The organism is Palleronia sp., from assembly GCF_042089775.1.
GTDB lineage: Bacteria > Pseudomonadota > Alphaproteobacteria > Rhodobacterales > Rhodobacteraceae > Palleronia.
Genome location: NZ_JBELKF010000029.1, coordinates 1 through 21,347 on the forward strand (window position 1 = coordinate 1; position 21,347 = coordinate 21,347).

At 66.2% G+C, this 21,347-nt stretch carries 22 protein-coding genes, 1 tRNA gene and 1 pseudogene; 9 read left to right on the forward strand and 15 right to left on the reverse strand.

Annotated elements, in window-relative coordinates:
- The 6 genes and pseudogenes from ACFDS3_RS09245 to ACFDS3_RS09270 form a co-directional block, all read right to left on the reverse strand.
- Positions 1 to 189, reverse strand: a pseudogene (locus ACFDS3_RS09245) (transposase); the annotation flags it as partial.
- A 263-nt stretch (positions 190 to 452) separates the two neighbouring features.
- The gene (locus ACFDS3_RS09250; RefSeq protein WP_375262104.1) at positions 453 to 1,397 is read right to left on the reverse strand and encodes an ABC transporter substrate-binding protein; all 945 of its coding nucleotides are present in this window, start codon (positions 1,395 to 1,397) and stop codon (positions 453 to 455) included.
- A 37-nt stretch (positions 1,398 to 1,434) separates the two neighbouring features.
- Positions 1,435 to 2,424 carry an ABC transporter permease gene (locus ACFDS3_RS09255; protein WP_375262066.1) on the reverse strand — a complete coding sequence of 330 codons (990 nt, stop codon included), beginning with the start codon at positions 2,422 to 2,424 and terminating at the stop codon, positions 1,435 to 1,437.
- Complete coding sequence (locus ACFDS3_RS09260; protein WP_375262067.1) at positions 2,424 to 3,935, reverse strand: sugar ABC transporter ATP-binding protein; 1,512 nt, start codon at positions 3,933 to 3,935, stop codon at positions 2,424 to 2,426. The genes ACFDS3_RS09255 and ACFDS3_RS09260 overlap by 1 nt, the downstream gene beginning before the upstream one ends.
- Positions 3,932 to 5,074 carry a Gfo/Idh/MocA family protein gene (locus ACFDS3_RS09265; RefSeq protein WP_375262068.1) on the reverse strand — a complete coding sequence of 381 codons (1,143 nt, stop codon included), beginning with the start codon at positions 5,072 to 5,074 and terminating at the stop codon, positions 3,932 to 3,934. Before ACFDS3_RS09265 ends, ACFDS3_RS09260 begins: the two co-directional genes overlap by 4 nt.
- Entirely contained in the window at positions 5,074 to 6,129 is a 1,056-nt protein-coding gene (locus ACFDS3_RS09270) for a sugar phosphate isomerase/epimerase family protein (RefSeq protein WP_375262069.1), read from the reverse strand. The genes ACFDS3_RS09265 and ACFDS3_RS09270 overlap by 1 nt, the downstream gene beginning before the upstream one ends.
- A 127-nt stretch (positions 6,130 to 6,256) precedes the next feature.
- Here ACFDS3_RS09270 and ACFDS3_RS09275 point away from each other — a divergent pair, with 127 nt between their 5' ends.
- Positions 6,257 to 7,246, forward strand: coding sequence for a LacI family DNA-binding transcriptional regulator (locus tag ACFDS3_RS09275; protein WP_375262070.1), 990 nt, complete (start codon positions 6,257 to 6,259; stop codon positions 7,244 to 7,246).
- A gap of 37 nt (positions 7,247 to 7,283) precedes the next feature.
- On the opposite strand, the gene grxD is transcribed toward ACFDS3_RS09275, so the two are convergent.
- Genes grxD through ACFDS3_RS09290 form a run of 3 tightly spaced genes read right to left on the reverse strand, consistent with a single transcriptional unit; the run spans position 7,284 to position 8,147 of the window.
- Positions 7,284 to 7,643 (reverse strand): Grx4 family monothiol glutaredoxin, encoded by a 360-nt coding sequence (gene grxD / locus ACFDS3_RS09280; protein ID WP_375262071.1) that lies wholly within the window; start codon positions 7,641 to 7,643, stop codon positions 7,284 to 7,286.
- Positions 7,644 to 7,647: 4 nt separating this feature from the next.
- Positions 7,648 to 7,908: a hypothetical protein gene (locus ACFDS3_RS09285; protein WP_375262072.1), complete on the reverse strand. Its 261-nt coding sequence runs from the start codon at positions 7,906 to 7,908 to the stop codon at positions 7,648 to 7,650.
- Positions 7,905 to 8,147, reverse strand: a complete 243-nt coding sequence (locus tag ACFDS3_RS09290; RefSeq protein WP_375262073.1) for a BolA/IbaG family iron-sulfur metabolism protein — start codon at positions 8,145 to 8,147, stop codon at positions 7,905 to 7,907. The genes ACFDS3_RS09285 and ACFDS3_RS09290 overlap by 4 nt, the downstream gene beginning before the upstream one ends.
- A gap of 171 nt (positions 8,148 to 8,318) precedes the next feature.
- Here ACFDS3_RS09290 and putP point away from each other — a divergent pair, with 171 nt between their 5' ends.
- Positions 8,319 to 9,785, forward strand: coding sequence for a sodium/proline symporter PutP (gene putP / locus ACFDS3_RS09295; protein WP_375262074.1), 1,467 nt, complete (start codon positions 8,319 to 8,321; stop codon positions 9,783 to 9,785).
- Between the two features lie 55 nt (positions 9,786 to 9,840).
- Here the strand turns inward: putP and pgi are convergent, their stop codons facing one another.
- The 5 genes from pgi to ACFDS3_RS09320 form a co-directional block, all read right to left on the reverse strand.
- Positions 9,841 to 11,445 (reverse strand): glucose-6-phosphate isomerase, encoded by a 1,605-nt coding sequence (gene pgi / locus ACFDS3_RS09300; protein ID WP_375262075.1) that lies wholly within the window; start codon positions 11,443 to 11,445, stop codon positions 9,841 to 9,843.
- Positions 11,446 to 11,451: 6 nt separating this feature from the next.
- The gene (gene pgl / locus ACFDS3_RS09305) at positions 11,452 to 12,117 is read right to left on the reverse strand and encodes a 6-phosphogluconolactonase (RefSeq protein ID WP_375262076.1); all 666 of its coding nucleotides are present in this window, start codon (positions 12,115 to 12,117) and stop codon (positions 11,452 to 11,454) included.
- 80 nt (positions 12,118 to 12,197) lie between these two features.
- Positions 12,198 to 13,652 (reverse strand): glucose-6-phosphate dehydrogenase, encoded by a 1,455-nt coding sequence (zwf, locus tag ACFDS3_RS09310; RefSeq protein WP_375262077.1) that lies wholly within the window; start codon positions 13,650 to 13,652, stop codon positions 12,198 to 12,200.
- A gap of 118 nt (positions 13,653 to 13,770) precedes the next feature.
- Complete coding sequence (locus ACFDS3_RS09315; RefSeq protein WP_375262078.1) at positions 13,771 to 14,355, reverse strand: HNH endonuclease; 585 nt, start codon at positions 14,353 to 14,355, stop codon at positions 13,771 to 13,773.
- Positions 14,356 to 14,532: 177 nt separating this feature from the next.
- Complete coding sequence (locus ACFDS3_RS09320) at positions 14,533 to 15,183, reverse strand: fumarylacetoacetate hydrolase family protein (RefSeq protein WP_375262079.1); 651 nt, start codon at positions 15,181 to 15,183, stop codon at positions 14,533 to 14,535.
- A gap of 197 nt (positions 15,184 to 15,380) precedes the next feature.
- On the opposite strand from ACFDS3_RS09320, the gene rpmF reads away from it, so the two are divergent.
- The 7 genes from rpmF (at position 15,381) to ACFDS3_RS09355 (ending at position 20,130) form a co-directional block, all read left to right on the forward strand.
- Entirely contained in the window at positions 15,381 to 15,587 is a 207-nt protein-coding gene (gene rpmF / locus ACFDS3_RS09325) for a 50S ribosomal protein L32 (RefSeq protein ID WP_375262080.1), read from the forward strand.
- A 14-nt stretch (positions 15,588 to 15,601) separates the two neighbouring features.
- Positions 15,602 to 16,714 (forward strand): phosphate acyltransferase PlsX, encoded by a 1,113-nt coding sequence (plsX, locus tag ACFDS3_RS09330; RefSeq protein ID WP_375262081.1) that lies wholly within the window; start codon positions 15,602 to 15,604, stop codon positions 16,712 to 16,714.
- Positions 16,711 to 17,685, forward strand: coding sequence for a beta-ketoacyl-ACP synthase III (locus ACFDS3_RS09335; protein ID WP_375262082.1), 975 nt, complete (start codon positions 16,711 to 16,713; stop codon positions 17,683 to 17,685). The genes plsX and ACFDS3_RS09335 overlap by 4 nt, the downstream gene beginning before the upstream one ends.
- Positions 17,686 to 17,765: 80 nt before the next feature.
- Positions 17,766 to 18,089 (forward strand): integration host factor subunit alpha, encoded by a 324-nt coding sequence (gene ihfA / locus ACFDS3_RS09340; protein WP_375262083.1) that lies wholly within the window; start codon positions 17,766 to 17,768, stop codon positions 18,087 to 18,089.
- A gap of 2 nt (positions 18,090 to 18,091) precedes the next feature.
- The gene (locus ACFDS3_RS09345) at positions 18,092 to 18,877 is read left to right on the forward strand and encodes a MerR family transcriptional regulator (protein WP_375262084.1); all 786 of its coding nucleotides are present in this window, start codon (positions 18,092 to 18,094) and stop codon (positions 18,875 to 18,877) included.
- Between the two features lie 65 nt (positions 18,878 to 18,942).
- Positions 18,943 to 19,019 (forward strand) — tRNA-Pro (locus ACFDS3_RS09350).
- A gap of 46 nt (positions 19,020 to 19,065) precedes the next feature.
- Complete coding sequence (locus ACFDS3_RS09355) at positions 19,066 to 20,130, forward strand: 2'-deoxycytidine 5'-triphosphate deaminase (RefSeq protein WP_375262085.1); 1,065 nt, start codon at positions 19,066 to 19,068, stop codon at positions 20,128 to 20,130.
- Positions 20,131 to 20,145: 15 nt separating this feature from the next.
- Here the strand turns inward: ACFDS3_RS09355 and ACFDS3_RS09360 are convergent, their stop codons facing one another.
- Entirely contained in the window at positions 20,146 to 21,303 is a 1,158-nt protein-coding gene (locus ACFDS3_RS09360) for a deoxyguanosinetriphosphate triphosphohydrolase (RefSeq protein ID WP_375262086.1), read from the reverse strand.
- Between the last annotated feature and the right edge of the window lie 44 nt (positions 21,304 to 21,347).

Genomic DNA, 21,347 nt, shown 5'->3' on the forward strand with positions numbered 1-21,347 from the left:
GCGTCCATGAGATCCGCCAGCTTGGGCTTGGGCTTCGGCCACCTTGCGCCATGTCTCGCCGGCATGGGTGCGGTCGGGCTGATCGAAGGCCTGTCGGATCGCGGCCGCGACGACGGTGTGCTGGCCGCGCGAGACGTGCGCCAGGGCATTCCTCATCCAGTGAACGCGGCACCTCTGCCACGAAGACCCGGGCAATGCAGGCTGATTCCTGAGCCGCACGACCGCTCGCTCCTAACGCCCCTGCCGCGTCCGGCTGCTAGGGTGCAGTTGCCGTGCCTGTGGGCGTGCAAGCGGTCGGCCGGCGCCTGTCGTGGGATCGTCGGAACACTGCAAATGGTTCATGTCGCCCGGATGCCGGACCAAGCCAAACAGCGCAGATCCACTTTTGACCTGTGCGGAAAAGCCGCACAGGTCGAAGGCGTCTCTCTTCATGAGAGGGACAGCGCCAAGCCTCAGAACGGGCTGTCAGGGTAGTAGAACTGCTCGGCGTTCTCCGGCGTGATCAGCACCGAACCGATGGTGAAGGTGCCCGAAACAGGCGCGTTCGACGTCATGCCGACGGCGGTCATCTCGATCGCCGTGGCAATCATCGAGGGCGGATAGGTCACGTCGGCGGGGATCATTGTGTCGCCTTCCATCACGCGCTTCACCATCTCCTTCATGCCGGCGCCGCCCAGAACGAACTTGATGTCGTCGCGACCCGCTGCCTCGATCGCGGCCAGTACGCCGACCGCCATGTCATCGTCCGAGGCCCAGACCGCGTCGATCTGGTCATGCTTCTGCAGGAAGTCCTGCATCACGTTGAAGCTGTCGTCGCGGTTCCAGTTGCCGTGCTCCATGCCGACGATCTCGATGCCCGAGCCTTCGATCGCCTGCTGGAACCCTTCGACCCGTTCGTTGTCGATGGCGGTCGGGATGCCGCGCAGGACGACGATGTTGCCGCCGTCGGGCATCTGGCTGACCATGTATTCGCCCGAGACGCGGCCGAAGCCTGGGTTGTCACCTGCGACGTAGAGATCCTCGATCCCCTCGATGGCCAGCCCGCGGTCCACCACTGTGACCCAGGTACCGTTCTGGGCGACCGACTGGACAGGCGAGGTCAACGGGTCGGATTCGAACGGCAGCACCACCAGCGCATCGATGTTGCGCGTGGCGACCATGTCCTCGATGTCGTTGACCTGCGTGCCGGGGTCCGAAGCGGTGGCGAGCACGAAGTCGAGATTCGGATAGACCTCTTCGAGCCGCTCGACCGTCTGTTGCGCATGATAGTTCATGCCGCCGGCCCAGCCGTGGGTCGCCGCGGGGATCGACACACCGATCACCTTGGTTTCGTCGTCCTGGGCGATTGCGGGGGCGGCCAGCGCAAGTACCGTGCAGCCCGCAAGGATCGTCTTCATATGCGTCATTGTCTTCCTCCCTGGTGTGGCGAAGCGGTCAGCCCTTCGCCTTGGCTTCCCGCTGCAAGATGACTGCGAGAATGATGATGACCCCCTGGATGGCCCCATTCAGATAGGGCGACACCACGTCGGTCAGGTTCAGGATGTTGTCGATCAGCGTCAGGATCAGGACGCCGATGACCGTGCCCCAGACGCGGCCGAAGCCGCCCTTCAGCACCGTGCCGCCGATGATGACCGCGGCAATCGCCTCGAGTTCCCAGAGCAGGCCGGTCGAGGCCGAGGCCGAGCCGAGGCGCGGCACGTACATGATGGTGGCGACGCCGACGAGGAGCCCCAGCATCGCGTAGGTCAGCAGGCGCGTGCGGTTCACGTTGACGTTCGAATAGTGGGCCACGTGCTCGTTGGCGCCGGTCGCCGCGCAGTGTCGGCCGAAGCGGGCGCGGCTCATCAGGATCTCTCCCACGATCACGCAGATGGCGAAGACGATGATCGGCCACGAGATTCCGAGGATCCCGTCGAAATAGACCGGCCGGTAGAAGGTCCGAAGCTCGAAGTCGAGGCTGAGCGTCCCCCCGTCGGCCAGCCACATGACGAGACTGCGATAGATCCCCATCGTGCCGAGCGTGACGATGAACGCCTCGATCCCCAGCGCTGTCACGAACAGGCCGTTGATCAGCCCTGCGATAATTCCGGCGACCAGTGCCACGGCCATCCCCAGCAGGATGATCGGCACGCCGACCCCCATCACGGGAAGCGCCGCGTTCATCACCAGGATCATCAGACCCGCGATGAAGGCCGCCATCGAGCCGACGGACAAGTCGAGGCCCCCGGCCGTGATGACGAAGGTCATGCCCACGGCGATGATGCCGATGAAGGCCGAGCGCGCGAGCACGTTGGTGATGTTCGCCGCGCTGAGGAAGTTCGAGTTGATCAGCGCACCCGCGATCACGAGCGCGATCAGCGCGATGACGGGGCCGAGCACGCTCATGGATGGCAGGCTGAAACGCGGAGCGGCAGTGTCGGTCATCAGGCGGCCCTTTCCGGTGAGGCGCCGACGCCGACGGCGTGGCGCACGATGGTGTCCTCGGAGATCTCGTCGCCCGACAGCTCCGCGACCATCCGGCCCGCCCGCATGACCATCACGCGGTCCGACAGGCCGACGACCTCCTGCATCTCGGAGGAGATCATCACGATGGCATGCCCCTCGCCGGCCAGGCGGCGGAGGAAGGCGTAGATCTGCTGCTTGGTGCCTATGTCGATGCCGCGCGTGGGCTCGTCCACGATCAGGATGCGCGGTTCGGACTGCATCACCTTGGCAAGCAGGAGCTTCTGTTGGTTCCCGCCCGACAGGTTGCCCACTGCCACGTCGCGCCGGCCGGCGCGGATGTCGAAATCCGCGATCGCCTGGTCCAGCGCACGCTCTTCGGCGGCGGTATCGATCAGAACGCCGCCGAACTTGTCCAGCGCCTGCAGCGTCAGGTTCTCGCGTAGCCCCTTGCCCAGCAGAAGGCCGCGCAGCTTGCGGTCTTCGGTCAGGTAGCAGAGGCCGTGCTTCAGAGCGTCGCCGGGGCGGTCGATCCGCACGGGCTGCCCGTCGATCTCGATCAGTTTCGCGCGCGCAGAGCGCAGGCCGCACAGACCCTCGATCGTCTCGGTGCGCCCTGCGCCGATCAGGCCCGCGACCCCAAGGATCTCGCCCCGGCGCAGCTCGAACGAGACGCCCTGCGCATGGCCGGGGACGTCGAGCCCCTCGACCCGCAGCATGACCTCGCCCGGTCCGCCCTCGGGCGCGGGGGGATACAGGTCCGAGACGTCGCGCCCGACCATCGCGGTCGCCATTCCGTCCATGTCGATGTCGCGCACCATGCCGTCATGGACCACCTCGCCGTCGCGCAGGATGGTCACACGGTCGGCGATCTCCTTCACCTCGCCCAGCTTGTGCGACGTGAAGAGAACTGCGGTGCCGCTTTCCTTCAGCGCCCGCACGCGGTCGAACAGCACGTCCACTTCGGTGCCGGTCAGGACGGCCGTCGGCTCGTCCATGATCAGCACCCGCGCATCGCGGCTGAGCGCCTTGGCAATTTCGACCATCTGCTTGTCCGAGTTCGACAGCTGCGAGACCGGCGTGCCCGGATCGACGTCGCAATTCACTCGCGCCAGGTATTCTGCCGTCCGCCGCCGCATCTCGGCTCGATCAAGCAGGAGGCGCCCCCGCAGCTCGCGGCCAAGAAAGACGTTCTGTTCGACGGTCAGCTGCTCGGCCAGGTTGAACTCCTGGTGGATCATGACGATCCCGGCCTTCTCGCCGTCGTGGAGTGAATCGAACGCGACCTCCTCGCCGTCGAGCAGGACGCGCCCCGACGTCGGTGGCTGGTATCCGGCGAGGATCTTCATGGTCGTGGACTTGCCGGCGCCGTTCTCGCCGATCAGCGCCAGCACCTCGCCCGACCGCAGATCCAGGTCGATGCCATGCAGCACTTCGACCGGCCCGAAGCTCTTGTGCACGTCCCGCAACGACAGGACGGGAGCGGGGTTCATATCTTCACCCACACCGAGTTCGACTTGGCCGATGTCACGCAGGCGCGGATGAAGGCCATGCCTTCCAGCCCCGCCGCGATGCCGGGCAGCCGTCCCATCACCGCATCACGTGCCTCACCATCCTGCACCGCACGGATCGCGTGGGCCGCTTCGGTGTAGATATTGGCAAAGGCCTCGAAATAGCCCTCGGGATGGCCGGGAGGGATGCGGCTGACGGCGTTTGCCCCGTCCGTCGCCCCCGCGCCCATGCGCGTGATCCGGCGCGTCGCCTCGCCGTGGGGCGTGAACCACATCTCGTTCGGGGTCTCCTGTGCCCATTCGATGCCGCCCTTGTCGCCAAGCACGCGCAGGCGCAGGCCGTTCTCGTTGCCGGGCGCGACCTGGCTGCACCAGAGCATTCCCCGCGCGCCGCCCTCGTAGCGCAGCATCACATGCGCGTTGTCGTCGAGCTGCCGCCCCGCCCCAAAGCTGTGGAGATCGGCCGCCAGCTCAGCCCCCGTCAGCCCGGTGACAAAGGAGGCGAGGTTGTAGGCGTGGGTCCCGATATCCCCGATCGCGCCGCCGGCGCCGGACCGCGCAGGGTCGGTGCGCCATTCGGCCTGCTTCGAACCCTCGGTCTCGACCGCGTCGGTCAGCCAGTCCTGCGGGTATTCCACCTGAACGATCCGGATCGTGCCGATGCGGCCCTCGGCCAGCATCTCGCGCGCCTGCCGGACCATCGGATAGCCGGTGTAGTTGTGGGTGAGGACGAACAGCGCGCTACTGGACGCGACTGCCTTTTCCATCGCTTCTGCATCCTCGAAGGTCGAGGTCAGCGGCTTGTCGCAGATCACGTGGATGCCGCGGTCGAGGAACGCCTTGGCGGCCGGAAAATGCACGTGGTTCGGCGTGACGATCGACACCGCCTCGATCCCGTCCTCGCGCGCCGCCTCGGCCTCGGCCATCTCGTCATAGCTGCCGTAAGAGCGGGAGGGGTCGAGCCCCAGCGCCGTGGCGCTTTGGCGCGCTTTCTCGGGGGTGGAACTCAGCGCGCCCGCCACCAGGTCGAAGTGGCCGTCGATGCGGCTTGCGACCCGGTGAACCTCGCCGATGAAGGCACCCGATCCGCCGCCGACCATACCCAGCCTGATACGTTCCATCAGTCGATCCCCAGCATCTTGCGATTGGTCGCGTCTTCCACCTGTCCGCCCGCGAAATCGTCGAAAGCGTGCGGCGTGACGCGGATGATGTGGTCCTTTACGAATTGCGCGCCTTCGCGGGCGCCGTCCTCGGGGTGCTTCAGCGCGCATTCCCACTCGACCACGGCCCAGCCGTCGAATCCGTGCGCCGTGAGCTTCGAGAAGACCGCGCCAAAATCGACCTGACCATCGCCGGGAGAACGGAAACGGCCTGCCCGATTCACCCAAGGCTGATAGCCGCCATAGACGCCCTGGCGCCCCGACGGCCGGAACTCGGCGTCCTTGACGTGGAACATCTTGATGCGCTCGGCATAGATGTCGATGTTCTCGAGGTAGTCGAGGCACTGCAGCACGTAGTGGCTGGGATCGTAGAGCATGTTGCAGCGCGCGTGCCCGTCCAGCCGCTCGAGGAACATTTCGAACGTGACGCCGTCGTGCAGATCCTCCATCGGGTGGATCTCGTAGCAGACGTCGACTCCGTTTTCCTCGGCGTGGTCCAGGATCGGCCGCCAGCGCGCGGCGAGTTCGTCGAAGGCCGCGTCGACAAGACCCTGCGGACGCTGCGGGAAGGGGTAGATGAAGGGCCAGGCGAGCCCGCCCGAGAAGGTCACGTGCCGGTCGATGCCGAGTTGGCGAGAGGCGGTGATCGCCTTCTTCACCTGCTCGACCGCCCAGGCCTGACGCGCCTTCGGGTTGCCCTGCACCTCGGGCGCGGCAAGGCCGTCGACCCACTGGTCATAGGCGGGATGAACGGCCACGAGCTGCCCCACCGCATGGGTCGAAAGCTCGGTGACCTCGACGCCATTCTGGCGTGCCTGCCCCACCCATTCTTCGCGGTAGTCCTGTGAGGTTGCCAGCTTGTCGAGATCCACGAGCCGCGCATCCCATACCGGCACCTGGACGCCGGCATAGCCGCACTCGGCCGCCCATCTGGTGATACCGTCCCAGCTGTCGAACGGCGCTTCGTCACCGGCGAATTGCGCCAGGAAAAGGCCGGGACCCTTCATCGTCTTCATGTCGTCCTCCCTTCGCCGGCGCCCCCTCCAAAGGCACTTCACCCGGCTTGATGTAATCGATTACATCAGAGGATCAGATCGCACGCAAGCCCCTGCTCCGGTCACACGAGCGAACGAAGGAGAGACCATGCGCGCCAAGATCCGGATCGCCGACGTCGCCCGTGCCGCCGGCGTGTCGACGGCCACCGTCAGCCGCGCGTTGTCCGACCCCGGGAAGGTCGGGGCCGAGACGCGGGCGAAGGTTCTCGCCGCGATCGAGGCCACCGGATACCGGGTGAACGGCGCGGCGCGGGACCTGCGCCAGCAGCGCGCGCGGTCGATTCTCGTGCTTGCGCCGAACCTCGCGAACACCTTCTTCAGCCGCATCGTCGCCGCCATCCAAGAGGTCGCCGGCGCCACGGGACTCGCCGTTCAGGTCTCGGACACCCGCGCCCGGCAAGAGACGCTGTGGACCCTTGGCCATGACGGGCGCGCGGACGGGCTGATCGTGCTCGACGGGTCCCTGCCCGCGACAATGGTGCGCGGCTGGCGCCTGCCAACCGTGCAGCTCTGCGAGTTGAACCCGGCCTATGGAGTGCCGGGTCTCGGGATCGACAACGCTGCGGCCGCGGGGCTCGCCGTCGACCACCTTGCCGACCTCGGCTACCGCTCGATCCTGCATGTCGCGGGACCGCCACAGAACGTGCTGAGCGGTGCACGCGAGGCAGGTTTTCGAAGCGCCGCAGTCCGGCGCGGACTGGCGCATGTGGTTCTGGAGGGAGATTTCACGCTCGAATCGGGCATTCGCGCTGCGCGGGACTGGGCGCAGATGGCGGATCGCCCGGCTGCGGTCTTCACGGCATCGGACGAGTGTGCGTTCGGCTTCATCTCGGAATGCCACCGAATGGGGCTGTCGGTCCCGAAGGATGCAAGCGTCGTCGGCTTCGACGACGTGGATTTCGCGGGCCACTTCACGCCGCCCCTTACCACGATCCACCAGCCGCGCGCGCGGCTGGGGCGGCTGGCGGCGGAACGCCTCGTTGCGGCGCTTCAGCAGGACGTGCCGATGCAGCTCCAGCAAGAGCTGATCGACGCACACCTCGTCATCCGCGGATCGACCGCGCGACGCGAGGTGTGAAGGCCCCGAGCGCACTCGCCCGAGGCCGGATCGTCGCTCAGGCGTTCGCTTCGCGGATCTTTTCGGCGGCGTCCTTGTCGTAGGCCACGCCTTCCTTCTCGAACAACTGGTCCAGCTCGCCCGACAAGGTCATCTCGGTGATGATGTCGCAGCCGCCCACGAACTCCCCCTTCACGTAAAGCTGAGGGATGGTCGGCCAGTCCGAATAGTCCTTGATGCCCTGCCGGACGCTCTCATCCGCCAGCACGTTCACGTCCGTGTAGTCCACGCCCATGAAGTTCAGTACGCCCGCGACGCGCGAGGAGAACCCGCACTGCGGCATGGATTTCGTGCCCTTCATGAACAGGACCACGTCGTTCCTGGTCACGGTGTCCTTGATCTGCTCTTCGGCGCTCATCTGGTCAGCCTTTCGATTTGTCTGTCTTGTCCTTCGGCACGAAAAGACGCGCATAGGCCTGCGGGTCCTTCGGCACGGTGTATTCCGTCGTCTCGCCACCGCCGCCGCCGCCCGAAAAGTACTCGGACCGGATGCGGTGGTCGCCCTCGCCGGGGTCTGTCCCCGGCCGCCCGCCGCGTTCGGCGCGCATCACCGCCCAGGCCCGGACCGCAAGGACGCCCAGGATCAGGACGCCCAGAACGGCCGGAAGGGCGATGCCGTTCACTCCGGCGCCCGAGTCGTCAGCGCAAGCGCGTGCAGGTCGCCCGCTGGGCCGTCCATCTTGCCCTTGAGCGCGGCATAGACGGCGCGTTGCTGCTGCACGCGGTTCTTGCCGCGGAAGCTCTCGTCCACGACCTCGGCGGCATAGTGGTTTCCGTCGCCGGCCAGGTCGGTGATGGTGATCTTGGCATCGGGAAACTCGGCACGGATGAGCTCCTCGATCTGTTGCGCTTCGATGGCCATGGGGGTCCTGTCGTTGAAATTGCGGCGCAGGCTGAAGGTAAGGAGCAGCGCGCCGGGGTGCAAGCGCCCCCGCCGGTTGGCCCCCGCGGCGCATCGCGCTAGTTGGATCCTTCAAATCCGCGCGATGTGCGCCTCCGGCCATCCGCGGCACATTATAAAGAGGGACATGTCATGCAGATCGGAGTCTGGATCAGCCTAGCGGCATATTTCGTGCTGATGCTTGCCATCGGCGTCTACGCCTGGCGGAAATCCACATCGAGCTCAGAGGAATACGTCCTCGGCGGGCGCAACCTGCCGCCCGCGGTCGCCGCGCTCTCGGCGGGCGCATCGGACATGTCGGGCTGGCTGCTCCTGGGCCTGCCCGGCGCGCTCTATGCCGCAGGCCTTGTCGAGGCGTGGATCGGGATCGGCCTCTTTCTCGGCGCGCTGGCGAACTGGATCATCGTCGCTCCCCGCCTGCGCGAGCAGACCGAGCGCTACGACAACTCGCTGACGATCCCTTCCTTCCTGGCCAACCGCTTTCCGACGAAGGCAACTGCGCTGCGGATGGTCTCGGCCGTGGTGATCGTCGTGTTCTTCGCGGTCTATACAGCCAGCGGGCTCGTCGGCGGCGGCAAACTGGTGCAGACGGCGTTCGACGGCAGCTATCAGCTTGGCGTCTGGCTGACGCTCGGGGTGGTGCTGGCCTACACGGTCATCGGCGGCTTTCTGGCCGTGTCTCTGACCGACTTCGTGCAGGGCTGCATCATGATGCTCGCCCTCGTCATCATGCCGATCATCGTGCTCTATGCCGGCACGGGCGGCGGCTTCGAACAGGCCTCCGAGACGCTGGAAGCGGTCGATCCCAACTACCTGTCGCTCTTCGACGGGCTGACCCTGCTGGGATGGCTGTCAGCGGTGACCTGGGGCTTGGGCTATTTCGGCCAGCCGCACATCATCGTCCGCTTCATGGCGGTCCGCTCGGTCGAGGCCGTCTCGACGGCGCGTAACATCGGAATGACCTGGATGGGCATCTCGCTGCTGGGCGCCCTGGGCGTCGGCATTCTCGGCCGCGCCTATGTCGAACGGAACGGCATCGACATGATCGACAGCGAGACGATCTTCATCCTGCTTGCCGGCATGCTGTTCCACCCGCTCGTGACCGGGTTTCTCTATGCCGCGCTGCTGGCGGCGATCATGTCGACGGTATCGAGCCAGCTCCTTGTCTCGTCCTCGTCCTTGTCCGAGGACTTCTACCGGCTCATCCTCAAGCGGACCCCGAGCGAGACCGAAGTGGTCAATATCGGTCGTCTCGCCGTCGTCGCCGTGGGCATTGCCGCCGGCCTCATCGCGCTTGATCCCGAAAGCGAAGTGCTGGGCCTCGTGTCGAACGCCTGGGCAGGCTTTGGCGCAGCGTTCGGTCCGCTGATCCTGCTGGCACTGACGTGGTCGCGCATGACCGGCGCAGGCGCCGTCGCCGGCCTCGTCACCGGGGCCGCCACAGTCATCATCTGGATCATGATGGGCTGGAACTCGAGCTTCCTCGGAGGCCCTGGGATCTACGAGATCATCCCCGGCTTCATCGTGGCGCTCGTGGCCATCATCGCAGTCAGCCTTGCCACCAAACCCGCGGACGAGTTCCGCGCCGTGCAGAGCTGAACGACGAAGGGGGCCGCGCGGCCCCCTTTTTCTCGCATGTGGCGATGTGAGCGGGTCAGCCCCGCAACCACTCCACCAAGCGCGCAGTCGAGGCGTCCTTACCCTCAGCCCCCTCTACGCCCGCAAGCACGGGCTCGAGCGCCTTGGCCAGTTCCTTGCCCAGTTCGACGCCCCACTGGTCGAAGGAGTTGATGCCCAGAAGCACGCCCTCGACGAAAACGCGGTGCTCGTAGAGGGCGACGATGCGGCCTAGCACCTCGGGCGAGAGTTTTTCGTAAAGCAGCGTCGTCGAGGGGCGGTTACCCGGGAACACGCGGTGCCGCGCCTGACGCTCCAGCTCGTCGCCGTCGAACTTGGTGGCGATCGCTTCGCGCGCCTCGTCAAGGGTCCGGCCGCGCAGAAGCGCCTCGGACTGGGCCAGGCAATTGGCGATCAGCAGGCGGTGCTGGTGGTCGAGCGTCGGCTCGAACCCCTCGCGGCCGACCATGAACTCGCACGGCACGATGCGAGTGCCCTGGTGGATCAACTGGTAGAAGGCGTGCTGCCCATTGGTCCCGGGCTCGCCCCAGACGATCGGGCCGCTGTTCACCGGCAGATCGGAGCCGTCCATCGACACGCGCTTGCCGTTGCTCTCCATCTCGAGCTGCTGCAGGTAGGCGGGCAGCCGGGCGAGGCGCTGCTCGTAAGGCAGCACGGCGCGCGTGGCGTGGCCGCAGCCCTGGTTATGCCAGACACCGACGAGGGCCAGCATGACGGGCATGTTCGCCAGCGGCTCGGCCTCGCGGAAGTGCTTGTCCATTGCCTCGGCGCCGCGCAGGAAGTCACGGAAGTTCTGCGGGCCGATTGCGATCATCAGCGACAGACCGATCGGGCCCCACATTGAATAGCGCCCGCCGACCCAGTCCTCGAACCCGAAGACGCGCGTCTCGGAGATGCCGAAGGCGGACGTCTTGTCCACCGCCGAGGAAAGCGCCGCGAATTGCGCGGCCGGGTCTCGCACCTTATCCGCCATCCAGGCCTTCGCAGTCTCGGCGTTGGTCATCGTCTCGATGGTGGTGAAGGTCTTGGAGGCGACGATCACCAGCGTCGTCTCCGGGTTCAGGGGCGCCAGCACATCCCGAATATGAGCGCCGTCCACGTTCGACACGAAGTGGCAGCGCGGCCCGTCGTGGAACGGTGACAGCGCCTGAGTGGCCATCGCGGGGCCCAGATCCGAGCCACCGATCCCGATATTCACGACGTCGGTGATCGACCCGCCCTGCCCGCGGAAGTTCCCCTCGCGCACGGACCGCGCGAAGCCTTCCATGCGGGCGAGCGTGCCCAGGACGCGCGGCATCACGTCCTCGCCGTCGACCCGGATTGCGCGGCCGTCGAGGTTGCGCAACGCCGTGTGCAGAACGGCGCGGCCCTCGGTCTCGTTGATCTTGCGGCCGGTAAACATGGTCTCGCGGCGGTCTGCCAACCCGGCAGCGTCGCAGAGCCCCACCAGCATGTCGCGGGTATCGGAATCGATGTTCGTCTTGGAATAGTCGAACAGCATGCCCTCGGCCTCGACCGCGAAATCGCGGGTGCGGTCCTCGTCCATCAGGTCGAGGATGGGGCGCTCTGCCACCTCGCCCGCGCACGCTGCCAAGTCATTCCAGGTCTTGCGATCGATCATCTGTTTTCACTCCTTGGTCCAATGGACCGTCGCCTCGTTGAGGACGGTCGCGATCGGAGCCTCCCCGGGTTTCAACCTGCGCGCCCGTTCGAGCGCCTCGCGCTTCTTCTCACCGGTGATGATCACATGGGTCGACAGCGCGCCCCTGAGCACCGGTCCGGTCAGCGTGATCCGCGGCTCAAGCCCCTCGGGCGCGTCCACCTCCATCACGTTCGGCGCCTTGGGGGCAAGCGCGTCGGCAAGCTGCGGGCTTCCGGGGAAGAGCGAGGCACAGTGCATGTCCGCGCCCATCCCCAGCAGCAGGATCGACAGCGGCAGTTCGGGCGCGATCCGCTGGTTCAGGTCGTCTATCGAAACGCCAGGCCCCGGCACCAGGCGGATGAACTGCGCCGCGGCGGCCTTGTCCACCAGCAGACGCTCGCGCAGAAGTCTCTCGTTCGAGCGTTCGTGATCGGCAGGCACGCGGCGCTCGTCCGTCAGCAGGATGTGCACGCGGTCCCAATGCAGGTCTGAACCTGCCAAGGTGTCGAAGATCGGCCCCGGGGTCGTGCCGCCGGGCACGGCCAGCGAGACGTGGTCATGCGCCGCGAGGCACTTGGAGATCTCGCCGACCAGCCGATCGGTGAGCTGCATCATCATCATTTCGCTGTCGGGATACTCGATCAGGTCCATGGGCTTCCCTCTCGGATTCAGTCGTCCTCGGTCCGGGACCTAGGGCGCGGTGCCCGCATTTCGGGCCCCGGCCCCGATCCTCATTCCCGGATTTCCCGCCAGCGGCGGTTCTCGCGGTGGAGCATCATGGCGGATTCCTCGGGGCCGGAAGATCCGGGCTCGTACGGGAACGGCTTGCTGCCGTCCGCGTCCCAGCGTTCGATGATCGGGTCGGTCCAGGCCCAGGCGGCCTCGACCTCGTCGCCGCGCATGAAGAGCGTCTGATTGCCCCGGATCACGTCCATCACCAGCCGCTCATAAGCATCGGTCACCTGCTCGTTCTCGGCCCCGAGCGCGTCGGCAAATGTCATGTCGAGTGGCACGTCGATCAGGCGCATGCCCCCCGGACCCGGCTCCTTGATCGTCACGCCAAGGGTCATCCCCTCGTTCGGCTGCAGGCGGATCGTCAGTATGTTGCGGTGCCGCCCCGCCTCTGCACCGAAGATCGAGTGAGGCGCGTCCTTGAACACCACGGCGATCTCGGACTGCCGTGCCTTCAGCCGCTTTCCGGTGCGCAGGTAGAACGGCGTGCCGGCCCACCGCCAGTTCGATATGTGGGCCTTCAGCGCGACAAAGCTCTCCGTGGTGCTTTGCGGGTCCTCGACGTCCTCGAGGTACGATGCGGTCTTGCCGTTGGAGGCGTATTGCCCGCGCACGATGTCGTCGGGCTTCACCGGGTCGAGCGAGCGGATCACCTTCAGCTTCTCGTCACGCACGGCACCGGGCTCGAACTGGCTGGGCGGCTCCATCGCGATGAGGCAGAGAAGCTGCATCAGGTGGTTCTGCACCATGTCGCGCATCGCGCCCGAGCGATCATAGTAGCCGCCGCGGCCGCCGACCCCGACCGTCTCGGCCACGGTAATCTGGATGTGGTCCACGTACTGGCTGTTCCAGAGCGGCTCGAACAGGACGTTGCCGAAGCGCAGCGCCATCAGGTTCTGGACCGTTTCCTTCCCAAGGTAGTGGTCGATCCGGTAGATCTGCGTCTCGTGGAAATGCTCGGCCAGCGTGCGGTTGAGGGCGCGGGCGCTCGCGAGGTCCCGGCCGAAGGGTTTTTCGACCACGATCCGCGTGGTGTCGTCGGCCATGCCGTGGCTGTGGAGCCGTTCCGCCAGCGGACCGAACAGCGCCGGGGCGACCGAGAAATAGAAGGCCGAGATATGGTCGTCGCGGACGAGCTCCTTAAGCTCCTTCCACCCGTTGTCTCCCACCGCGTCGATCGCGACGTAGCGGATTAGATCAAGGAAACCGGCCAGCGCCGCGTCGTCCAGCTTGGGGGCAGCCACGAATTCCTTCAGCGCGGCGCGCACCTCGTCGCGGTATTGGTCGTCGTTCAGGTCGGACCGGGCTGCACCGATGATGCGCGATCCCTCGGGCATCTGCCCGGCCCGGAACCGGCGATAAAGGGCCGGGAGGATCTTGCGATGGGCCAGATCGCCGGTGCCGCCAAAAATGGTAAGATCGAACGGATCGACCGGAATCACGCGCGAGACCATAGCAACGCTCCTTTGCGGGTCGGCCGATGACTTGCCGCTTTGCGCGGCCGGGTCAAGGGCTGCGGTTGGCGCTAACAGACGTCACGCCGGCTCGCCCGGTCGTCAGCCACACCCCGGCTCAGGCTTCGAGTTCGGCGTCCCAGTAGAGGAAGTCGATCCAGGTGTCGTGCAGGTGGTTCGGCGGAAAGCGGCGGCCCATGTTCTTCAGCTCTTCGGCACCGGGGACGCGCGGCGCCTTGCGCAGCGCCATTCCGGTGTCCTTCAGCGATCGCGACCCCTTGGCGAGGTTGCAGCGCGAGCAGGCGGCCACGACGTTCTCCCAGCTGGTGCGGCCACCGCGGGCCCGCGGCACCACGTGATCGAAGGTCAGGTCGCCTGTCGATCCGCAGTATTGGCAGCGGAATTCGTCCCTCAGAAAAAGATTGAAGCGCGTGAAGGCCACGCGCTTCTGAGGTTTCACGTAATCTTTGAGGACGACGACCGAGGGGATCCGTATCTGGGTCGTCGGACTTCGCACCACCGCCTCGTATTCGGCGACTATGGTCACCCGGTCGAGGAAGGCGGCCTTTACGGCCTCCTGCCACGGCCACAGGGACAAGGGATAGTAGGACAGTGGCCGGTAGTCCGCGTTCAGCACCAGTGCCGGGTGGTGTCTGAGACTGTTCGGCTCTCGCACGAAACTCGTTCTGAAGTCCGTTGCCATGGCGATAGTGCCCCTGCCCTGCGCTCCGCTGACCGGATCAGGACGGGAGGGCCCCGCCCCGCTCGTCAAGCTGACTATATCTGGCGTTTCCGCCCCCGCAAGTCCTACATTCAGTGGGCTGCCGGTCTGCCGCGGGTCTGCCACCGCAAGATGACGACGGTGTGACAGATCACAGGATCATTCGACCACCGTGACCTCAAGCGGCGCGAATCCTCCGACGCGCCCGCTCAGCCTGTCGCCAACCTCGACCGCCCCCACGCCCGCAGGCGTACCGGTCATCACCAGATCACCGGCGCCAAGCGTATAGAGATCGCGCAAATGCGCCAGCAGCGCAGGAAGGTCATGGATCATGTCGCGAGTCGAGCCCACCTGCCGCTCGGTCCCGTTGACCGCGAGCGTGACCTCCAGGCTGGCGAGGTCGCTCTCCTTGCAGCGCGACATCGGGGCCAGGATCGCGGACCCTTCGAAGTCCTTGGCCACGCTCCACGGGTGCCGGCGCTCTTTCGCCACGGCCTGCAGATCGCGCCGCGTCATGTCGAGTCCGGCGCCCGCCGCGCAAACCTCGCCATCCGGATCAAGGGCCACCACAAGCTCGATCTCGTGATGCAGGTCCGACGTGCCGGCGGGATAGGTCCAGTCGCCGGGCGCGACGACGTGGCATGGCGACTTGGTGAAGAAGAAAGGCGCGGCGCGATCCGCCTCGACGCCCATCTCGGCGGCGTGGGCGGCATAGTTGCGCCCGATGCAGAAGATCCGCCGCACCGCGTAATCCCCGGCCCCGTCGACGGGCACGGTGACGGGTGGCGCGGGATCAAAGAGAAAAGGCATGGAACGGCTCCGGGTCATGCGGGGTTGTGCGATCGAGGACGCCTTGGATACTAGCGCACGCCGCCCTTGAAAACAGAGCGTGAAACGCCTGTCGTGAGGGCTTGATCCCACTGGCGTAAGCGCGTATTGCGCGGCTTCATTCCGAATTCCGGGGGCGCTTGTCTGCGTCTTCCGCCCAGATAGACGAAGGACCGACCATGGCCGTCCCTCAGAATAAGGTCACGAAGTCGCGCCGCAACATGCGCCGTGCCCATGACTCCCTGACCGCCGCCAACCCGCACGAGTGCCCCAACTGCGGCGAGCTGAAGCGCCCGCACCACGTGTGTGGCGCCTGCGGTCACTATGCCGAGCGCGAGATTGTCGCGCAGGCTGACGAGATCGATCTCGACGACGACGCGGCCTGAGGCCGAGTCTGGCGATGTCGCGGGCTCCGACGACAGGACCAGACGGGGAAGGCCATAAGGCCGGACCCTTTGTTCTGTCGGTGGATGCCATGGGTGGCGACAACGGTCCCAAAACCGTCGTCGCCGGCATGGCACGGTCTGCCGAGAAGAACCCGGATATCCGTTTCCTGCTTCACGGTCCCGCCGCGGAGCTTGGGCCGCTTGTCGAAAAGCGTCGCCTGAGCGACCGGGTCGAGATCCGCGACTGCCCCGCCACCGTGTCAATGGACGACAAGCCGTCCAATGTGCTGCGGCACGGGCAGCAGACGTCCATGTGGTCCTGCATCGAAGCGGTGAAGAATCATGAGGCCGAGGTGGCGGTCAGCTGCGGCAATACCGGCGCGCTCATGCTGCTGTCGGTCATGCGGCTGAGGAAGCTTCCCGGCGTCCACCGCCCGGCGATCGCCTGCCTCTGGCCGTCGCGCAATCCGTCGGGCTTCAACGTGATGCTGGACGTGGGCGCCGACATCAAGGCAGACCCCCGCGACCTGCTGCAATACGCCCTGATGGGCTGCACCTACGCCCGCAACGGGCAGGAGGTCGTCCGCCCCCGCATCGGCCTGCTGAATAACGGCACCGAAGAGCACAAGGGCCGCCCCGAGATGAAAGAGGCGCACGAGCTGATCGCGCAGGCCGCAGGGCCCGCCGATTTCGAGTTCGTTGGCTTCGTCGAAGGCGGAGACATCCCATCGGACCGGGTCGACGTGGTCGTCACGGACGGCTTCACCGGCAACGTTGCGCTAAAGACCGGCGAAGGCACCGCTGCCTTCATCCGCGATGCCCTGCGCGAGGCGTTCAATCACACCCCACTGTCGAAGCTCGCTGCAATGCTCGCGCTGACCTCGCTCAAGCGTCTGCAAAAGCGGATCGACCCGCGGCGGGTGAATGGCGGTGTATTTTTGGGGTTGAACGGCACCGTGGTGAAGAGCCACGGGTCCGCCGACGACACCGGCGTATCGGCGGCGATCAAGCTGGCGTTCAAGCTGGCGCAGAAGGACTTCAATACGCGCCTCGCCGCACGCGTCGCTTCGGCCGACGACGTGATGGCAGCCACCGGCACAGAGCCCGAGATCAGGAGCGGCACATGAGCCTCACGCGCGCCCGTGTCGTGGGGGTGGGACACTACCTGCCCGAGCGCATCGTCGAGAACGCCTGGTTCGAGGACAAGATCGAGACCTCGGACGAGTGGATTCGCTCGCGGTCAGGTATCGAACGCCGGCACTTTGCGGCCGAGGGCGAGACGACCTCCGACCTTGCCGCACATGCCGCCCGCGCCGCGCTCGCCGATGCGGGGTTTACGCCCGAGGATATCGACGCGCTCATCGTGGCCACCTCGACGCCGGACCTGACGTTTCCGTCCGCCGCGACCATGGTGCAGGCCAAGCTTGGCATGACCACCGGCTTTGCCTTCGACATCCAAGCCGTCTGCGCGGGCTTCGTCTTTGCCCTGTCCACCGCGAACGGGATGATCGTTTCCGGGCAGGCAAAGCGCATCCTCGTGATCGGGGCCGAAACCTTCAGCCGGATCATGGACTGGAGCGATCGCTCGACCTCGGTCCTGTTCGGCGACGGCGCGGGCGCCGTGGTTGTCGAAGCTGGAGAGGGCGAAGGCACGGCCGAAGACCGGGGCATCCTTGCCACGGACCTTCACTCGGACGGACGTCACCGCAATCTCCTTTACGTCGATGGCGGCGTCTCGACACAGACGACGGGATATTTGCGGATGGAGGGGCGCGAGGTGTTCCGCCACGCCGTCGATAAGCTGGCCAGCACCGCCCACAGCGCCCTGGGGAAAGCCGGCGTAGGGCCTGACGCCGTGGACTGGGTCGTTCCCCACCAGGCGAACATCCGCATCATCAAGGCGACCGCCCAGAAGATGGGCATCAGCATGGACCGCGTGGTGGTCACGGTTCAGGACCACGGCAATACCTCGGCCGCATCGATCCCCCTGGCGCTGTCGGTTGCTCGCCAGAACGGGCAGATCAAGCAGGGCGACCTGTTGGTGGCCGAGGCCATCGGCGGCGGCCTGGCCTGGGGGTCGATCGTTCTGCGCTGGTAGTCACGCATCCGGCGGCCCCTGAAATCGTTGACTTCTTACGGGGCCTGACCCAATTCTACCAAAACTTCCGGGGGGATGAGATGTCGAAGACGCTCACGCGCATGGACCTGTGCGAAGCCGTACATCGCGAGGTCGGCCTCAGCCGAAACGAATCCGCCTATCTGGTGGAGAGTGTTCTGGATCATATTTCGGACGCGCTCGTCGCCGGTGAGACCGTCAAGATCTCGTCCTTCGGCACCTTCACCCTTCGCGACAAGGCCGCCCGGGTGGGGCGCAATCCCAAGACCGGGGAAGAGGTGCCGATCAGTCCGCGTCGGGTTCTCAGCTTTCGTCCCTCGCACCTGATGCGCGACCGGATCGCGGCCGGCAACAAGTCGCAGATGAACGGCAAGTCGGACGGCTGAGCATGTCCAAGGGACCCGACGCCTTCCGCACCATCAGCGAGGTCGCCGACTGGCTCGAGGTGCCGACCCACGTCCTGCGCTTCTGGGAAAGCCGCTTCACGCAGGTCAAGCCGGTCAAGCGCGCCGGCGGGCGGCGCTATTACCGCCCCGCGGACATGCAGCTTCTTGGCGGCATCAAGCGCCTTCTCCATGATGAGGGGCTGACGATACGCGGTGTGCAGAAGCTTCTGCGCGAAGAAGGCGTGCGCCATGTCGCCGCCCTGGCCCCGTCCATCGACGGCGACGGCTGGGACAAGGGCTCGGCCAAGGTCATCACGCTGAACCCCGTTCGTCCCAAGGTCGACAACCCGCCCCCCGACCGGTGGCCGTTCACCGACGATGCCGAACAGGCCGTGGAAACGCTCGCCGCATATCTGGCCGAGGAGGATGAGTCCCAGGACGAGCGCCCTGCGGTCGCAAACGACGATGCTCCCGAGCCGCACTGGTCTGAACCGTCCGAGGGCACCTACGCCGCTGACGAAGGCGCCGGGACGGGCGAGAACGCGCCCGAGGAAGAACAGCCCGAGGCGCAGATGACCTATTCTCGCGCGACACCGGGGGACGCCGGGGCTCGGAACTGGCTCTCCGAGCCGCCGCTTTTCGACGAAAATGCGGCTCTGCCGCCGCCGCTCGTCATTACGCCGCTGGCAATCGCTTCCCGCGCCGTTCGGGTTTGCAAGGGGAATGCGTTGTCATCTGCCCTGGTCGCGGCCGAACACCTTGCGCGCGCTTGGGATGCCCGCGCGTAGCCGCGAGAAAAATCCGCGAAAGGCCCCTTGCCCCTGCCAGCCGTTTCGATAGAAGACCCCACAGTCGGGCTATGGCGCAGCCTGGTAGCGCGTCCGTCTGGGGGACGGAAGGTCGCAGGTTCGAGTCCTGCTAGCCCGACCAGCTACCAACCTTGGGATGAGTGCAGCGGCACGGGGGAAGACACGCTATGACCGGCGTCCTCGCCAGCCAGCAGATCGCCCAGCTGATCAAGGCAGGCTCCCTGTCAGCCGATCCCCCCATCGATGCCGCACAGATCCAGCCTGCTTCGCTTGACCTGCGGCTCGGCGGCGTCGCGCACCGCGTCCGCGCGTCGTTCCTGCCCGGACGGGGCCGCAGCATCGCTGACCGGCTCACTGAATTTTCGATGCACGCGATTGACCTTTCGAACGGGGCCGTTCTGGAGAAGGGCTGTGTCTACCTCGTGCCTCTGACCGAGCGGCTCGCCCTGCCCCACGGACTGCGTGCGGTGGCCAACGCGAAAAGCTCGACCGGGCGCCTGGACCTGCTGACCCGCGTCGTGACCGATGACGGGACCGAGTTCGACAGGATCCCCGAAGGTTATGACGGCCCGCTCTACGCCGAGATCTGCCCCCGCTCGTTCTCGGTTCTGGTCCGGCCGGGCATGCGGCTGAACCAGGTTCGCTTCCGCGACGGACCAGCCACGCTGGACGACGTCGATCTACGCGCGCTTCACGCAGCTCAGCCTCTGGTCGATTGCGAGCCTGTCATCGATGGCGGGCTCGGCTTTTCCGTGAACCTGCGCCCGGCCGACGGCGATCTGGTCGGCTACCGGGCCAAGCCGCATACCGGCGTGATCGACCTTGATCTCATTGGCCACTATCCCGTCGGCGAATTTTGGGAAGAGCTGCACACGACCGAGGGCCGCCTGATCCTCGACCCCGGCGCCTTCTACATCCTCGTAAGCAACGAAGCTGTCACGATCCCCCCCGATTATGCCGCCGAGATGGCACCCTACCTCGCGATGGTCGGGGAATTCCGCGTACACTACGCCGGGTTCTTCGATCCCGGCTTCGGCTATGGCGGCATCGGCGCGCGCGGCGTGCTCGAGGTGCGCTGCCACGAAGCGCCCTTCGTCCTGGAACATGGGCAAGTCGTTGGACGGCTCGTCTACGAACGCATGAGCCAGCGACCCGAGCGACTGTATGGACACGAGATCGCGTCGAACTACCAAGGCCAAGGGCTGAAGCTCGCGAAACACTTCCGCGCCTGAGCTTAACGCCGCCCTTCAGATCTCCTTGGCCAGATCGCCACCGATCAGCCGCTCGTGGCTCTGGATAGCGAAGCGATCGGTCATCCCGGCTATGTAATCCAGCACGATCCGCGCGAGCTCCACCTCGCCCTGCGCGTCCTCGACATCCTTGCGCCACTGCTTTGGCAGCAAGTCCGTCCGCTCCATGAACAGCGGGAACAGCTCTTCGACCACCTGCGTCACCTTCGCCCGCATCTCGACCACGTCCGGCGCGCGGTACATCCGGTGGAACAGGAACGTGCGGATCACCTTCAACTGCTCCCAAACGGCTGGCGAAAATCGCACCACCGGCCGCCCCGCCATCCGCACGTCATCCGCCGACTGCGGGTCCACCTCGGCCAGCGCCGCCTGCGCCTCGGCGATCACATCCTCGACCAGCAGGCCAAAGAACCGCCGCAGCGCCTCGTGCCGCCGCCGGTAATAGTTCAGCCCCGGATACAGCTCGTCCACCCGCGCAAAGCACTCATCCAGCAGCGGCAGTTCGGCCAGCTCGTCGGTCGAGAACAGCTCGGCCCGCAGCCCGTCATGCAGATCGTGGTTGTTGTAGGCGATGTCGTCCGCCAGCGCCGCCACCTGCGCCTCGGCGCTCGCATGGGTCCCCAGCTCCAGGTCGTGCCGCGCCACGTATTCGGCCAGCGCATAGGGCACCTCCCCCACGACGGGGCCGTTATGCTTGGCGATCCCCTCCAGCGTCTCCCAGGTCAGGTTCAGGCCGTCGAACTCGGCATAGTGCCGCTCCAGCGAGGTGACGATGCGGATCGCCTGCGCGTTGTGGTCGAACCCGCCATAGGGCGCCATCAGCGCCGACAGCGCCTCTTCGCCCGTATGGCCGAAGGGCGGATGGCCCAGGTCATGGGCCAGCGCCACCGCCTCGGTCAGGTCGCTGTTCAGCCCCAGCACGCCCGCGATGGTGCGCGCCACCTGCGCCACCTCGATCGAGTGGGTCAGCCGGGTGCGGAAATAATCGCCCTCGTGCTCGATGAAGACCTGCGTCTTGTGCTTCAGCCGCCGGAAGGCGCTGGCATGGATGATCCGGTCCCGGTCGCGCTGGAAGGGCGAGCGGAAGGTCGAATAGCTCTCGGGGAACAGCCGCCCGCGGCTGCCCTCGGGGTCTGAGGCATAGATGGCGGTCACGGGTGGGGCGCTCCTTGTTCGACCGGGCCGCGTCCCATATATTC